This is a genomic window from Dictyobacter aurantiacus (assembly GCF_003967515.1).
GTDB classification, from domain to species: domain Bacteria; phylum Chloroflexota; class Ktedonobacteria; order Ktedonobacterales; family Ktedonobacteraceae; genus Dictyobacter; species Dictyobacter aurantiacus.
In genome coordinates this window covers 191,743-206,725 of sequence record NZ_BIFQ01000002.1, presented here as the reverse complement: position 1 = coordinate 206,725, position 14,983 = coordinate 191,743, and the positions used below count along the sequence as shown (strand labels likewise).

Below are 14,983 nucleotides of genomic sequence, written 5' to 3'. Positions count from 1 at the left end.
CATGATATTGCCGCCAGCGCGTTGCAATTCAGAGGGATAAGATGTAAGATCATAGTGCAGGCCACGGGGCGAGGATAGAAACAACATATGTATCCCAGACCGGGCCGAAAGACCATAATCATCGCGGTATTGGTAGGGCAAGCTACAGCATCGCGAGACAACCAAATAGTGATACTACGATCGATGGTGCCGCACTAGCGTCGGTGCGCACCTGAATCTTCCAATCAGATAGACCTGGTACAACCTATTCAAATAAACCACGCATATCCACGTGCGATATGCCCGCTCTCATTGGCTCCAGAGTAGATAAGCGATCTCTATACCAGAAAATCAGGACGAATCGAAGTCCACATGCCATGTGACGTAAATATATAAATAATGTATCACTATAACTAGATTCAGGGTCTGCAAGCAAACCAATGCATTTTTGATGTCCCATTTGCAACTACATATGAAGGTGTAGTCTTTCATGACATACGAAACTATTAGAACAAATCAGACGCTACTTTTTTTTGCTTGTTGTTTTACATTTATCGCAAATGGACTACTCGGGGTTTTACCGGCAGCAAGTTTAGTTGTATTAGCGCAAAATACACACACCGAGACCAGTACTGCGGGTCTCATTTTTACGGTAAGTTCATCAGGAACGATCGTCGCGGTAGTCGTCAGCAACGCGCTGATCAAGCGGCTTGGATCGAAAGCGGTGGTCATAGCCGGGCTGGCAGGCCTGATAGCTTCCAGCATCATGATTCCGCTGGCCCAGCAATTCAACGTCTGGCTGGCGGCTGAGATGCTACAGGGAATGAGTATCGGGCTGATCAATATCGGTGTCATTATGACCCTGACGCTGAATTTTGGCGACAGACTGGGCGAAAAATTAAACATGTTGCACGGCTCGGTCGGCATGGGCTCGTTGCTCGCGCCAATCTTTCTATCGTATGCGCTATCGTTTACCGGTAGCGCGCTGGCGGCATTTATCGTTACCGCACTGGTGGGACTGCTGTGTCTATCAACATTTTATGTTTTACGCTTTCAAACCAGGGCGGCCAGGCGAAACATTAGCCACGCGGTCTATGAAGCGCCGCAGCCATCGCTGATGCCTGACCGGCCCGGACCAGCGTTCAAGCAGTCGCTACTATGGCTGATTGCCCTGCAGGTCTGTTTGTATGTGGGCGCTGAGGCGGGTTTTAGCAACTGGGTGATTACCGCCATTAGTAAGGAAGCCAATATCAGCGTCCAGATGACCACGCCGGCGGCAACGCTGTTCTGGATCGGCATCACCTCCGGACGCATGGCGGTGGCGCGCTTCATGAAGCGGGGCCACCTCACCAACGCCCAACTGCTCTATATCAGCATGCTTGGTGGAGCAGCCTGTGGTGTCTTGCTGATCGCCTGTATGCAGGTGCCGATCGTCTGTTTTGTAGCCAGCTTCGGGGTAGGGCTCTTCCTGGGACCCATCTTCCCGACCTTGCAGGCCATCGCCACCCGGCGCTTCGATCGTGTACCGGCGCTGGTCTCCAGCGTCGTCATGGTCAGCTCGGGTTTCGCTGGAATGACCATTCCGCTGTCGATGGGGATGCTCATTCCCCAGATCGGCGCGCGCGAAGTCATGATGATCCCGGCGTTACTATGCCTGCTGGTAGCCTTTCCATACTACCTGGCCAACCGGAAAGAGCAGAAGATCGTCGCCTACCGGCAGCAGCAGACGGAGCGGCCCATCTACGAACTGCCCACGATCCAATTGCCAATCGTCGAAAGCGTCGCATAAGTTATACATAGCATTGTCAGAAGAAGCATCGAAGTATGTGCACCGTACTTTGATGCTTCTTTATTATGCGTTGCTTGCCATTTTATGGGTGTAGACGATCCCTGCATCTGCATCCCCTGAAAGCCAACGCCTTAGTGGTTCACTATCGTACCACGTATGTACGCTGAGCAGATCAAGTACAGATGTCTCCTCTTTCCAATGCGCGGAAAGTACCAGATCATCTGGATCCCTAGGGCAAATGTGTCCCGAAACTTCGCAGGCAAAATGAAAAGCAAAGCCAGCATCGCGCGGGAGTCTGTCAAGACTTTTGTGTATGTATTTTGCTCTATTGGGGAAAACGCTCCCCAAAGAGCAAAGCAAAGCAATTGAGCGCTGGCACCCAATGGTAAATGGGCATGGTCCACTTTTTGGCAATATTGAACATGGCCAGGTACACGACTTTGTAGACGGCTTCCTCGGAGGGGAACATGCGGTGGTTCCGTGTCACCTTGCGCAATGACATGTTGACTGACTCAATTGCGTTGGTGGTATAGATCACTTTGCGAATATCTTCTGGATAGGTAAACAACGGGATAACATGGCTCCAGTGGCTTCTCCATAACTTACTGATGCTCGCATATTTTGGGTCCCATTTCTCTGCAAACAGTTCTAACTGAAATTCCGCTTCCATTTCCGTGGCGGCGGCATAGATCTGCTTCAAGTCGGCGGCCACCTCCTTGCGGTGCTTGTAGGACACATATTTGAGCGAGTTGCGCACCATGTGCACCATACACAGTTGGACCTGGGTCTGCGGATAGAGCGTTTCGATGGCTTCGGGCAAGCCAGTGAGCCCATCCACACAAGCGACAAACATATCTTTGAGTCCCCGATTGTGCAACTCGGTGAACACGGAAAGCCAGAATTTGGCGCCTTCGTTGTGGCCTAACCACATTCCAAGCAATTCTTTTTGGCCCTGCATGTTGACCCCTAAAGCCAGATAGAGGGCGCGATTGATGATGCGCTGGTTCTCCCGTACTTTGACCACCAGGCAGTCCACGTAGACAATCGGGTAAAGCACCTCCAGCGGGCGATTCTGCCACTGACGCACCTCATCAAGCACGGCTTCGGTGACATTGGAGACAAACGTGGCTGAAATGTCAACACCATAGAGCTCCTGGATCTGCGCTTGAATATCACGGGTCGTCATGCCACGGGCGTAGAGCGCCAGGATCTTCTCGTCAAAGCCCTCCAGCCGTGTTTCATGCTTGGGGATCAAGACAGGCTCAAAACTGGCATCACGATCCCGTGGCATGTCAATGCTCACCACTCCTTGTGATCCTTTGAGGGTTTTGCGGCTGCGTCCATTGCGGACGTTGGTGCATTCTTCAGTGCGCTTGCCATGCTTAGGATAGCCGAGATGTTCTTCCATCTCTGCTTCCAAACAGCGTTCGATCAACGCGCCAGTGAGTTGTTTGAGAAATCCGCCTTCAGCGAGCAGCTGTTTCGGATCGCTGCATTCTTTGAGCAGTTCATCAATGAGTTCGCGTCGAATGGTCATACGTTTTTCCTCTTCTTCCATCTTCCTCATCCTATTATACGTTACGTCTTACGTATCACGTATTACGTATTATTTACACAAAATATTGGCTCTTCCGCACTTTCCGTGCTGGGCTTGCAACCCCTATTCGTAGAAAAAGATGGAGGGAAATTGTTTTGCCTCCAATAAAATCATGAATGAGGTGCTCCTTCTTGCCAATGCTTCCGTTCTCGTTATCCGGTTTTGCCATTCAACACATCACACATATCAGGGAGATCCTAACTATTACGGCCTGTGCCACTAGTCCCACAGCGGCTTGCCCATCTTGCCAACACGTTTCGTCTCATATCCATAGTTATTACACACGCTCACCACAAGACTTGCCGGTCAGCGGTCACATTGTCCAGCTTGTTTTACGAGTGCGGCGTTTCCGCTGCTTGAATCACACTTGCCAGCGACAAACCTTTGCCGAACGCTTGCCTAGTCTTCCCGTTTCAGCCCGGCAAACGACTCGGTTAGCAACATTGCTGGATGGCATCGCTGTTGTTCTCAGTGGACAAGCAGGCTCACGACTCACCGAGCAATTAGCCATGCCAGTGAGCGCCGATACACTTCTCCGACGAGCCAAAAAGAAGGCCCCACCGTCACCAACGCCCCGAATCCTGGGTGTGGACGATTTTGCTTTTCGACGCGGGCGCACCTATGGGACGATCCTCATCAATTTAGAAAGTCACCAACCAGTTGATGTGCTGGAAGATAGGAGCGCAGAAACCTTTGCCGACTGGCTCAGGAAGCATCCAGGCGTCGAAATTATCAGCCGAGATCGTTCCAAGGACTACCTACGTGGGGCAACTGAAGGCGCACCACAAGCCCAACAAGTCATAGATCGCTGGCATCTGTTAAAAAATCTTCGGGAAGCTGTCGAGCGATTTCTCAGTCATACCCAAATGCCAGAGGAGGTAAGAGCGGAAATCAGCTTGACGATTGCGCCGCGTCAGAAGAGAACCAGTGGCGAGCGAGCTCGCTCCGAGGGCTCACGAAACCGACGCCTGGCACTCTACAATCAGGTGGTGGAGTTATCCAAGCAAGGAGGGACTATTCAGGGGATCGCCAGACAACTCCAGATCAGCCGGCAAACGGTTCGCAAGTTTGTTCAGGCCTCCACTTTTCCTGAATTTCAGCGAGTTCCTCGCACCAAGAGCGCGATTGACCCATATCGCCCATATCTGCAAGAGCGTTGGGAAGCAGGATGCCGCACCATCGACCAGTTATGGAAGGATGTGCAAGAGCGTGGATTTACTGGTAGTTGGATGATGGTCTACCGCTGGGTTCAACTTCAACAGGACGAGAGAGCTGAGGCAGCCGACCAAACGCAACAAAACACGCAGACGAGAACAAACAAACTGGCTCCGCGCCATCTTGCCTGGCTGTTTCTTCACAATCCTGAACATCTGGAGAAGCAAGAACGAGAGGCCCTTGCTCTGCTGCGAAAAGTACCAAGCATCGAAACAGCCTATGGATTAGTCCAACAATTTGTCGTGATGCTCACAGTGCACAACGCCAAACCACTGGATACCTGGCTCTGGGACTGCCAACTGAGCGGGATTAGCGACCTGGTGACCTTTGCTCAGGGCTTGGAAAAAGAAGGTTCTGCTCTCCACGCAGCGTTCACTCTTCCGTACAGCAATGGACCTGTCGAAGGAAAAATAAATAAATTGAAATATATAAAGCGATCCATGTATGGGCGAGGTGGTTTCCCGCTCTTACGCCAAAAGGTTTTGAAAGCTGGATGATGGAGCACGGAAAGTGCGGAAGAGCCAAAATATTTTACACACTCTCGCGCGGACCATCTTCAGTCGTGCGCAGCAGTTGAACTACGAATGCCAGCTGTGGAGTGCCAGCAAGCTGCAAGCCCGTTTCCTCCAGCAATTCTCGCCGCAAGGCTGCTACAAGCTCTTCTCCCGGCTCCACAACACCTCCTGGCAGCCACCAGGAAAGCTCTTCAGGGCCGCGCTGCTTGACCAGGAGAAAATGATCGTTTCTGCGTATTAAAGCAAATACAGTATGCTGGTAATCCATCAATGTGCACCTTTAATTTTTTTAGTAGTATTCCACATATCTTACATAGGTTGCAAGAATGTGTCTTACTTCCGGCACCCTGTGGGCGTATGCGTGCCACCGCACGCGCGTCCGCCCTTTTTTTGTATATTGGTGCATGGGTTGCGCATCCGCGCAACCCATGCACCAATATACAAAAAAATTATGAGCACCGGAGGTGCGAAACCCCATGCAGGCCGTAGGCCATCATCATGAGAGTCAGACACGTTCCAAGAAAGAATGTAAGAAGAGAAGAGGGCGTGTACACGTAGGGCGGGACTTGTAGAAAAAGAACAAAAGCATTATGTTGAACAACTGTTAGCATTTTTGCCAGTACCAACGATACATAAGCAGAAGTAAAATGTGAGGAATGAGATGCATCAGATAGATCATAAATCGTCATTCGATGCCTCACCAGTGGCGCTCCTCTACGATCGTTATGCGCATATTATTTTGCGTGTGGTATCACGATTTGCACAATCGCAAGAGGATGCGCACGACCTGGTACTGGAAGTATTTATCGCGGCCATGGAGAGCGCCACCTGGCTGAACTTGTCACAAGAAGAGCAACTGGCCTGGCTGCGGCGTGTAGCCCATAATAAAGGCGTCGATCACTATCGGCGCCATACACGCTATCAATCGGTATCCATTGATGTAGGGCCATCCGCTCCCCTTCTCTTTGAAGATGATGAACGCATGCCCGAGCATATCACCCTTCGCAATGAAGAGCATGCCATGTTACGAGAAAATATTTCCCGGCTTTCAGAACTGCAGCAAGAGATTGTGCACCTTCGTTTTGGACATGGTCTGCGCACAAAAGAGATCGCGCAGCGGCTCAATAAAAGCGATGGCCTGGTACGCGTCCTATTATCGCGCGCCATCAACTATCTACGCGGCATGTATCGGCAGCAGGAAGGAGCGCAACAATGAGACCCTCAGATGAATTGTTTTCACCAGAAACAATTGACGAACAGATTGCCTACCTTGCCAGCCAGCCAAATCCGCGTTGGAAAGCCGTCGCAGACGAGGGCGACGTGCAAGACGACTTGAATGTGCGCCTGATGCATGAGCTGCATCATCTTGAGCAGGAAGACGCGCGTAAACTGGTCCAGACCCGGGCCCGCCTGGCCGCAGCTTATGAAGCCCGTAGCATGACCACACAGAAGCGACAGGGGAACGACGTTTCTGAACAAGAGACGATGAAGACGGTAGCCCAACCAGCGAGACGACAAAAGGCAGACCGCTCAGGAAGAAAACGCCTGGTCAGAACGGTATCGCTCCTGGTCGCCATCATGATCATAGGTAGCATGGTAGCCATTTTCGCATGGAACAATGGGCATATAAAAAATTCATCCAGTGCTCGACCGACCGCTACGCCTGCAGTGGTAAAAAAGGCAACCCCACCGGGTGCTTACACCATTCTCAACGACAGGACGATCATACATATTGATCCCAGGCAAAAAAATCCTGTCTGGTTTTATGATATGCCAGCCTCTGAATCGAACTCCCCCATGATTGCTATCGATGGAGACACGGTGTATGCTACCCACGAGGAAATTGTGTACGCATTTGACGCCACCACAGGTCGCACGCGTTGGGCACAATTCATGCCTGATACCCTGACCGGTGGACCTCTTGTGGCGAATGGCAGCGTATATGCGATAACCACGCGAGGAAGCCTGTATGAGCTGCAGCCAGAAAACGGCCATATCCTGCACACCTATACCCTACCATTTACTTCTCAATTTTCTACCTATCATGACCAGAACATCCTGTATATATCCGCAAAAGCAGAACTGGCGGCTATCGATCTGAGTAATGGACGGCTACAATGGAAAAGGCAGCTCAGCACAAATCCAGATGCAGCCATATCAAACATACAGGTGTCTCATGGAATCATGCTGCTAGATCTTACTACAAGTCAGGTCCCCTTATTAGAGAGTATGAAAGCTTTTGATGTGAAGACGGGCAACGTACTGTGGACATTGCCCGCAGGCACCCGCGTCTATTACATAGCTCATTTACAGAATGATGTTGTGTACTATAGCGCGTCAGATACCAGTGTGCTACACGCCTATAATGTTCGCCAGCAACGGGAGATCTGGCAGCAAAATCTCACGGCCAGTGTCTTTGAAATGTCTATCGTCAACGCAAATACCTTACTGCTGAAGTTAGGAGACTATGTTCTGCAAAGCGACAATACCCAGGTACAACAAATCAAGGGACTGGTCACGCTAGACCTGCAGCATGGCACGATAAAAGGACAGTATCCAGATTCCCAGCAGCAAGGAGATAGCATGATAGGGCTCATGATCTGGTCTGTAATTATACAGCCGGATGGCACATTTGTGTATATGAACCTGAGTGGAGACGGGGCAAAGGGTACTTTAACCTATAACTTCACCGCATTCTCATCTACGTGTAAACCGATCTGGCGAGTGAGCTTCCAACATTAGCGCCTGATGAGAAGGGAAAATATTTGTTGAGTCCCCATTTTCTAACAGTAGGGTGCATACGAAGACTCTCGTATGCACCCTACTGTTATTCGTATAGTCTTAGAAGCTAGCTACAATACAACCAGGGTAAAACGTTGACCACCTCGTAGCGTAGTAATATAAGGGTTAGCTATTAATGTGTGTAGCCTCAAGAAAGGAGACTGCTCATGTTTCGATTTGTATCCAGAGGTTGGCGGGCGCTAACGATGCCACAGGTGAGCATGAAGCCGGAACTGTATGAGGAAGAGCGAAGGGCCAGGCTGGCAGAGGAACGAGAACGGCTGCGCACTCGACAAGATGCCTTACAGCAGGCGCGGCAAAAAAGTGGTCCATTGAAGCTGGGAGATACGGAGGCGCAACTGAAGCGTGTCTCCGAAGAAGTTACCATGGAGGCCGCTGAAAAGAAGAAGAGACACTAGGAAGAATCGAGGCCTCTTGTATATTTTGTCGTTAGCACGTTATACTACTCTAGTATGCGAATGATAGCAGTTAAAAGGAAACGTGCAATGTTCGCTCATTATTGACGCTGACATGTAACCCGGCATCTATATATCCGATCGCTGCTCAGTAGTCCAGTTGCTATTGAGAGGGTTTTCTGTTGCATATTTGCGTGGATTATACGTGCGCATCTATCTACCTCTATCCGTGCTCCTCCATTATCTTCTCTGGTATATCCACATATGACCAATACCTTTAATTGGTGGGACGTGGGCGTCCGGGGACGTGGTTGCTTCGCAAGCCGGGGCAAGCCCGGCACCTACGGCGGATTGTGAAATATATTGATACCAGAGGAGAAAACGAATTTTGTTTACTATTCCTGATAATTTTGCGCAATTTATGATCAAGCAATTTGGGGAGGAGGGGCGTGTCTGGTTGGATCAGTTACCGGAGAGGCTGGCATCCTATGAGGAGCGCTGGAGCATAAAGATTGGCGAGCCGGTACAGAATCTTTCTTTTAACTATGTCGCGCCAGCGGTGGGTGTGGATGGGAGGAAGGTGATGTTGAAGACGGGGCTGACCGATGAATTTCCCATTCAGCCGGAGGCGCTGCGTCATTTTGACGGATATGGCGCTGTGAAGATGCTGGCCTACGATGAAGCCAATGAGGTGATGCTGATGGAACTCCTCGCCCCCGGTACCTCCTTGCGGGTGGTCGAGAACGACGAAGCGGTGATAACGGCCGCTACAGAAGTGATGCGCAAGCTCTGGCGTTCGTTGCCCGAGCAACACTATCCTTTTCCAACCATCATAGATTGGGGAAAGTCCTTCGCCGAGTTGCGTCAGCAATATAACGGTGGAACGGGTCCGATCCCGGCGGTTGATTTCGACCGGGCCGAGAAGCTGTATGAGGAGCTGAGCGCCTCAATGGGAGAGCAGGTCTTGCTTCACGGTGACCTGCACCACGACAACATCCTGCTGGACGAGTACGAAGGCTGGCGCGCCGTTGATCCGAAGGGGGTAATTGGCGAGCGCGTCTATGAGACGGGGGCTATATTGCGGAACTTCTGGCCCGACATCCTGTCTAATCCTGATCCCAGGGCGTTGACGAGGCGGCGTATTGATCAGATGTCCGAGGAACTGGGTTTTGATCGGGAGCGCATCTACAACTGGGCCTTTGCCCAGGCCGTGCTATCGGTGGTCTGGAGCGTGGAAGATAGGGGCCAACTGGAATACGAAGGGCTTTACTTCGTGAACTTGTTGAATTCGATCAGGTGAGCCTCTTTTAGGGGGCGCTTACTCTCGTTGTGTTGGGGAACATCCACGCCCCCGCATGGGCGTCCGCGTGCGCGGCCGCATTTGTTTTTTATGTTGGTGCAACAGGGGCGCATCCGCGCCCCTGTTGCACCAACATGCTATGAGCTGTTGAGTATTGCAGGTGCGAAAATACAGGTAGGTTTTGATTATAAGAGTTAGATACTCTCTGGCGAGAAGATGGGGGAGAGGTAGCTGATGAGCATGGTTTTGAGGGCGCTGAGGACCGTGGATTGCTCGTGGGAAGGGACGGTTTCGGATAGCTCGAGAAGTGTCTGGGTGGTGGTGTAGAGGATGCGCAGGGTGAGGGCGCGCTCAGCGTTAGGCAACTGAGGGACGCGGGCCGCCAGTAGATCATCCAGGCGCGCAAAAAGCTCCTGGTGGATCTGCTGGGCCTCGGTGGCGAATTCGCTGGATGCGCTGGCGCCGATCAAGAAGGCACGTATTCCCCCGTGGCTGGCATGCAAGGTGATGAGTGCGCTAATCAGGCTGTCGAAGGCATCTGAGAGCGATTGAAAGAAAAAATCATCGGTCAGGATATTTTGGATCAGGTCGCGATACTGCTGGTGATAGCGAGCCACCACGGCCTGTAGTATCGCTTTTTTGTTGGGGAAAAACTGATAGAGAGACCCAATCGATGTGTTGGCGCGCTGGGCGATGGCGTTAGTGCTGGTGGCCTGATAGCCGATTTCAGCAAAGAGCTGCTCGGCGGCATCCAGAATCGCCGCTACGCGCTGCTGTCCCCGAATCTGCTGTGGCTGACGACGAAAATGCGTTTCCTGTACTTCTGCGGCCTCTGTTTGTATCTGCTCCTGGTCCATCTGCTCCCCACAATCTTCTACTTACTGGCTCTCCACAATGTAAACATGCCAAGTATAGCACACATCTATCTACGTGTTCCCCTCTTTGTATCCTATCAGTGACAAGAATCGTTTATCCATAAACGAAAATGTGAGTAATTAACTCATATTTCGTGGTAGAATATGAATGCTATGAGAACCATTTTGAGATAGAAAGGATAACGAGCGATGAAAATCACTGTTGACCTTAATCGTTGTCAGGGGTATGGGCAGTGTTGTTTCGCGGACCCGAAGGTGTTCCAGTTGCATGGAGAAGAGGCATTGGAATATGATCCATCTCCCAGCGATGAGCGCCGTCTGCAGATAATTCGTGCTGCAAAGGCGTGTCCTGTGCAGGCTATCTATATTGGTGAGTCATTTGAGGAGCAAGAAGAGAGGTCGAAAGCTCATGGGGAGTGATCGCGCACAGGGAAGGCGCAAAGACGAACGGATCGTGATTGTCGGTGCCTCGCTGGCAGGACTGCGCGCCGCCGAGGCACTGCGTCGCAATGGCTTCGCGGGTCAGCTTACGATTGTAGGTGACGAGCCATACGCGCCATATGACCGCCCGCCCCTCTCCAAGCAGGTTCTGGCTGGCCGTCTTCCGGTAGAGCATACATCGCTGGCCCTGTTTGAGGATGTGCGTGCACGCTGGATCTTAGGAGTCGCCGCTACCTCGCTGGACGTTAAGCAGCGCCGGGTCGCGTTAAGCAACGGTGAAACGCTGCCTTTCGACCAATTGTTAATCACCACCGGCACCCGGGCTCGTCCCTGGCCCGAGGAGCATGGAGGTAAACTGGATGGCGTATTTTTGATCCGTGACCGCGATGACGCGCAAAAGCTGCGGGCGCGCCTGGAGCGCAAGCCCGGCCGTGTCCTGATCGCCGGAGGAGGCTTTATCGGTTGCGAAGCCGCTGGCGTCTGTCGCGAACTGGGAATAGACGTTACGCTGATAGAGCGAGGTCCGACGCCGCTATATGGAGCGCTGGGGAGCAGCATTGGAGAGATCGTAGCCCGTTTACAGCGCCAGCGTGGTGTGGATCTGCGCACCAACATGACGGTGGCCGCGTTTGAGGGAGACGAAGAGGGACGTCTGCGTCGCGCCCGTCTGACTGATGGGAGCGTGATGGACGTGGATGTTGCGATTGTCGCCCTGGGCGCTTTGCATAATACCGAATGGTTGATGGATTCCGGCTTGACTGTGGATGAGCGTGGGGTTGTCTGTGATGTTTATTGCAGGGTATTGGATGCGCAGGGCCGGCCCAGTCCAGGCATCTTTACCGCCGGAGACGTAGCGCGTTGGCCGCAGCATCTCTACGAAGAGGATGTTATCGCCGTTGAACACTGGGGCAATGCCGTTGACCAGGCGGAGAACGCGGCGCACAACATGCTCAGCGAGATGGATGACTATCGGGTCTACCGGCACATCCCGATGTTCTGGTCGAGCCAGTTTGGCGTCAACATCAAATCGGTTGGCCTGCCGAATCTGGGTGATGAAGTCATGATCACGCAAGGTTCAGTGGAACGCTATCGCTTCGTTGCCGTGTATGGACGTAAGGGACGCCTTATCGGAGCTGTGAGCTTTGATCAGGGACGCTGGCTGGATGCTTACAGTGCGCTGATCGATGCCGGGGCCAGCTATCCACCCCAACTAGCAGCCGCCGACCAGCCAGAGGATATGCAGTCCCGGCAAGCTGGTTTCCCGGTAGCTACCCGGCACGCCTGAAGTAGTATCGGCACAGACGAAAGGACAGATAGACAACCATGGTACAAAAGTCAAAGATAAACTTTAAAGAGATCCTGGACCACTCGCATATAGCTAATCCCTATCCACTCTACGAGCAATTCCGCGATACTCCCGTGGCCGTGCAGGAGGATGGTAGCTATGTCGTCAGCACGTATAATGAGATCGTCTTCTTGCTCCACGATCCTCGTGTGAGCTCCGACATGCGCAAATCCGACGCTCAGAAACGGGCAATGGAACAGATGGAGCAGAAGCGAGCCCAGATGATTGCTCAGGGCCAGCCTGTGCCAGAGCAAGAAGAGGTTGAGCCTCCATTCATCTTTCAAGATCCCCCCAACCATGACCGCCTGCGGCGTATCGTGATGAGCCAGTTTACGCCCGAGCGCATAGAGAGTATGACCTTGCACATCGAGCAGATCGTCAAAGAGCACCTGGACAGACATACACAGGGTGGCCAGATTGACATCGTCGATGATCTGGCCTATCCGTTGCCGGTAACGGTTATCTGTCAGCTGCTGGGTGTACCACGTGAGGATGAGGCGCGCTTCCACGCCTGGGCCGAATTACTGGCTACCGTCCTGGACCCAGGCCAGATACAGACCGAAGAGCAGCAGAAGCAGATTATGGATGCCGGCCAGCAAATCCGCGCATACATGACTCAATTGTTGGAGAGGCTCAAGACCAATCCCGGTGATAACATGCTCTCGGGCATGATGCGCACCGACGACGTCGAAGGTCCGATGACGCCACGCGAACTGATCAGCACTGCCGTCCTGCTCTTGATCGCTGGACACGAGACGACCGTCAACCTGATCACCAATGGCACGCTGGCCATGGTGCGTTCTCCAGAGCTCTTACAGCAGCTGCGTGAGGATCCCGACCTGGTGATCACCTATGTCGAGGAACTGTTGCGCTATGATCCGCCGGTACATTTCCGCACGCGTACCGCGCTGACCGACATCGATATCGCCGGAGTGACTATCCCCAAAGGAGCTACCATCGTTCTAGTGCTGGCCTCCGGCAGCCACGATGGAACGCGTTTTAAGGATCCCGAAGAGTTTATTGCCGATCGCCAGGGCAACGAGCATCTGGGCTTTGGTAGTGGTATCCACTATTGCGTTGGCGCGCCTCTGGCACGTATCGAAGCTCATATCGCCCTCAGGGAGCTCAGTCGCCGCCTGATCGAACCGACGCTCGCGGTTGATCCTCCTCCCTATAGAGATAACGCCGCCCTGCGCGGCCCCCGCCACCTTCTCATAAACTTCAAAGGATTAGTAAATTAAAACAGCAGGGTGATGTGCGATGTCGCACATCACCCTGCTGTTTTAAGAGGAGGGGATTTTGGGGACTTGAGCATGCCCCCAGCATGCTCGCCCAAACCCCGGCAGGAGGGGCTGAGCGCCCCTCCTGCATCTCTCCGCTTTTTACCGGCTTTATTCATTAAAGATCATATCTTAGAAATCGAACGATCAGTTGCCGTAGGTGACGACCAGGGGAGCAGGCTGCATAGAGAGCACCTCCGCTGGTGTCATAACGCTGGTTTTGGATTCGATGTTATAGAACAATTTGAAGCCACCGTAATCGAAATTGTGATAGGCCTGCAAATCGTCGTGTACCCACTCGTGATACTGGCGCATCTTATCGCCATGATCACCGGGATAGCCCCCGACGCTATCGACGTGGATGACGGTATCCACCCGCGGGTCAATAATGATGTCGCGCTTATCCGCGATCTCCGCCTTGCCCGCGTCATTTGGTGTTGCCGTGCCATCGCCGCTGGGGCGATACTGATGGATAACGAGAATCTTACGCGGCACATGGTATTTCATCGGAATGGCCGCTACCGCCTCAATGATTGGATTGAGATCAGAGGCCCGCACATTGCTGAGATTCGTGCCGGGGATGCCATCATGACGGGGAAACATCCACTCGGGATCGACGGCCATATGGACAAAGCTATATTTTTCCAGGTAGGGGAGAAAATAATTGACCTCTGGCATAACCGGTGACCAGCCAAAGTTCAGGTCAAGGAAAAGCAGTAAATTGTTAGTTTTACAAAAATCAATATACTGCTGAATGGTGTCGCTATCGAGGTGATGGCTGTAGGTATTGTCTGGTCCGGGAAAGCCATCAGGGATACTTACGACCAGATCGATCCCTAACTGGACAGGATGGGACGGATCAAGACGCTCATATTCTGCCCCCTGCGCCTTCAAGTGTGCCAGCATGTCAGCGCTTAACTGGTAAGCGGGACCTGTGGCGGCGGCGCCAGGTATCGCGTAGAACGCGACGATACGATGGGTAGGCAGAATCGCATTGAGATTAGGATCAAATGCCGGCGTCGGAGTCGGAGTGGGTTGTGTTGGTTTGGGCGCCATCGTAAATGTCTCGCCCGACTGATCGGTTGTTGCCTTACTTGATGGAAACACATATGCCAGAAAGACACTTGTGGCAACGATCACCAATAGCAAAGATAAGACACATACAATGAGTAATCTACTCGCTCTCCAATTCTGATCTCGTAGATTGAGCGGCCCTTTCTGCTGAAATATTTTTTGTGGTAATGATAGTCTACTACGCATCGACTGACTGTTTTCCTTTGAAATACTGGTGGGTTCTCTGCGTACCCATGTCTAAATAAGAAGGCCAACGAGAATCCGAAAAAATAAAAACTGATAGAACTTGCATCAACTTTAGTCAGACCATTTCCATAAATAAGTGCATCAATATAAAATTGTCTCGCTATTTTTTGTTTCCCGCCTATAAAAAATA

The 14,983-nt window shown here is 52.1% G+C and carries 13 protein-coding genes; 9 read left to right on the top strand and 4 right to left on the bottom strand.

What is annotated here, in order from left to right; all coding sequences use genetic code 11:
* Positions 1-469 precede the first annotated feature (469 nt).
* On the top strand, positions 470-1,768 hold the full coding sequence (locus KTT_RS25710) for an MFS transporter (protein WP_126600174.1): 1,299 nt from the start codon (positions 470-472) through the stop codon (positions 1,766-1,768).
* Positions 1,769-2,093: 325 nt separating this feature from the next.
* Here KTT_RS25710 and KTT_RS25705 read toward each other — a convergent pair whose 3' ends face one another.
* On the bottom strand, positions 2,094-3,305 hold the full coding sequence (locus tag KTT_RS25705) for an IS256 family transposase (protein ID WP_126599403.1): 1,212 nt from the start codon (positions 3,303-3,305) through the stop codon (positions 2,094-2,096).
* A 176-nt stretch (positions 3,306-3,481) separates the two neighbouring features.
* Between KTT_RS25705 and KTT_RS25700 the strand changes: the two genes are divergently transcribed.
* Positions 3,482-5,077: an ISL3 family transposase gene (locus KTT_RS25700; RefSeq protein ID WP_126594041.1), complete on the top strand. Its 1,596-nt coding sequence runs from the start codon at positions 3,482-3,484 to the stop codon at positions 5,075-5,077.
* A gap of 34 nt (positions 5,078-5,111) precedes the next feature.
* On the opposite strand, the gene KTT_RS25695 is transcribed toward KTT_RS25700, so the two are convergent.
* Positions 5,112-5,363: an NUDIX domain-containing protein gene (locus KTT_RS25695; protein ID WP_126600172.1), complete on the bottom strand. Its 252-nt coding sequence runs from the start codon at positions 5,361-5,363 to the stop codon at positions 5,112-5,114.
* A 393-nt stretch (positions 5,364-5,756) separates the two neighbouring features.
* Between KTT_RS25695 and KTT_RS25690 the strand changes: the two genes are divergently transcribed.
* The 4 genes from KTT_RS25690 (at position 5,757) to KTT_RS25675 (ending at position 9,592) form a co-directional block, all read left to right on the top strand.
* Positions 5,757-6,311 (top strand): RNA polymerase sigma factor, encoded by a 555-nt coding sequence (locus KTT_RS25690; protein WP_126600170.1) that lies wholly within the window; start codon positions 5,757-5,759, stop codon positions 6,309-6,311.
* Entirely contained in the window at positions 6,308-7,837 is a 1,530-nt protein-coding gene (locus tag KTT_RS25685) for a PQQ-binding-like beta-propeller repeat protein (protein WP_126600168.1), read from the top strand. Before KTT_RS25690 ends, KTT_RS25685 begins: the two co-directional genes overlap by 4 nt.
* Positions 7,838-8,043: 206 nt before the next feature.
* On the top strand, positions 8,044-8,295 hold the full coding sequence (locus tag KTT_RS25680) for a hypothetical protein (protein WP_126600166.1): 252 nt from the start codon (positions 8,044-8,046) through the stop codon (positions 8,293-8,295).
* 385 nt (positions 8,296-8,680) lie between these two features.
* Complete coding sequence (locus KTT_RS25675) at positions 8,681-9,592, top strand: aminoglycoside phosphotransferase family protein (RefSeq protein WP_126600164.1); 912 nt, start codon at positions 8,681-8,683, stop codon at positions 9,590-9,592.
* Positions 9,593-9,786: 194 nt separating this feature from the next.
* On the opposite strand, the gene KTT_RS25670 is transcribed toward KTT_RS25675, so the two are convergent.
* Positions 9,787-10,449 (bottom strand): TetR/AcrR family transcriptional regulator, encoded by a 663-nt coding sequence (locus KTT_RS25670; RefSeq protein WP_126600162.1) that lies wholly within the window; start codon positions 10,447-10,449, stop codon positions 9,787-9,789.
* Between the two features lie 207 nt (positions 10,450-10,656).
* Between KTT_RS25670 and KTT_RS25665 the strand changes: the two genes are divergently transcribed.
* The 3 genes from KTT_RS25665 to KTT_RS25655 are packed head-to-tail and all read left to right on the top strand — an operon-like array spanning position 10,657 to position 13,494.
* A complete protein-coding gene (locus tag KTT_RS25665) occupies positions 10,657-10,887 on the top strand; it encodes a ferredoxin (RefSeq protein WP_126600160.1) in 231 nt (76 codons plus the stop codon).
* A complete protein-coding gene (locus tag KTT_RS25660) occupies positions 10,877-12,193 on the top strand; it encodes an NAD(P)/FAD-dependent oxidoreductase (RefSeq protein ID WP_126600158.1) in 1,317 nt (438 codons plus the stop codon). Before KTT_RS25665 ends, KTT_RS25660 begins: the two co-directional genes overlap by 11 nt.
* Positions 12,194-12,231: 38 nt before the next feature.
* Positions 12,232-13,494, top strand: a complete 1,263-nt coding sequence (locus KTT_RS25655) for a cytochrome P450 (RefSeq protein ID WP_126600155.1) — start codon at positions 12,232-12,234, stop codon at positions 13,492-13,494.
* A gap of 186 nt (positions 13,495-13,680) precedes the next feature.
* Here the strand turns inward: KTT_RS25655 and KTT_RS25650 are convergent, their stop codons facing one another.
* Positions 13,681-14,793, bottom strand: coding sequence for a hypothetical protein (locus tag KTT_RS25650; RefSeq protein ID WP_126600153.1), 1,113 nt, complete (start codon positions 14,791-14,793; stop codon positions 13,681-13,683).
* Positions 14,794-14,983: the final 190 nt, after the last annotated feature.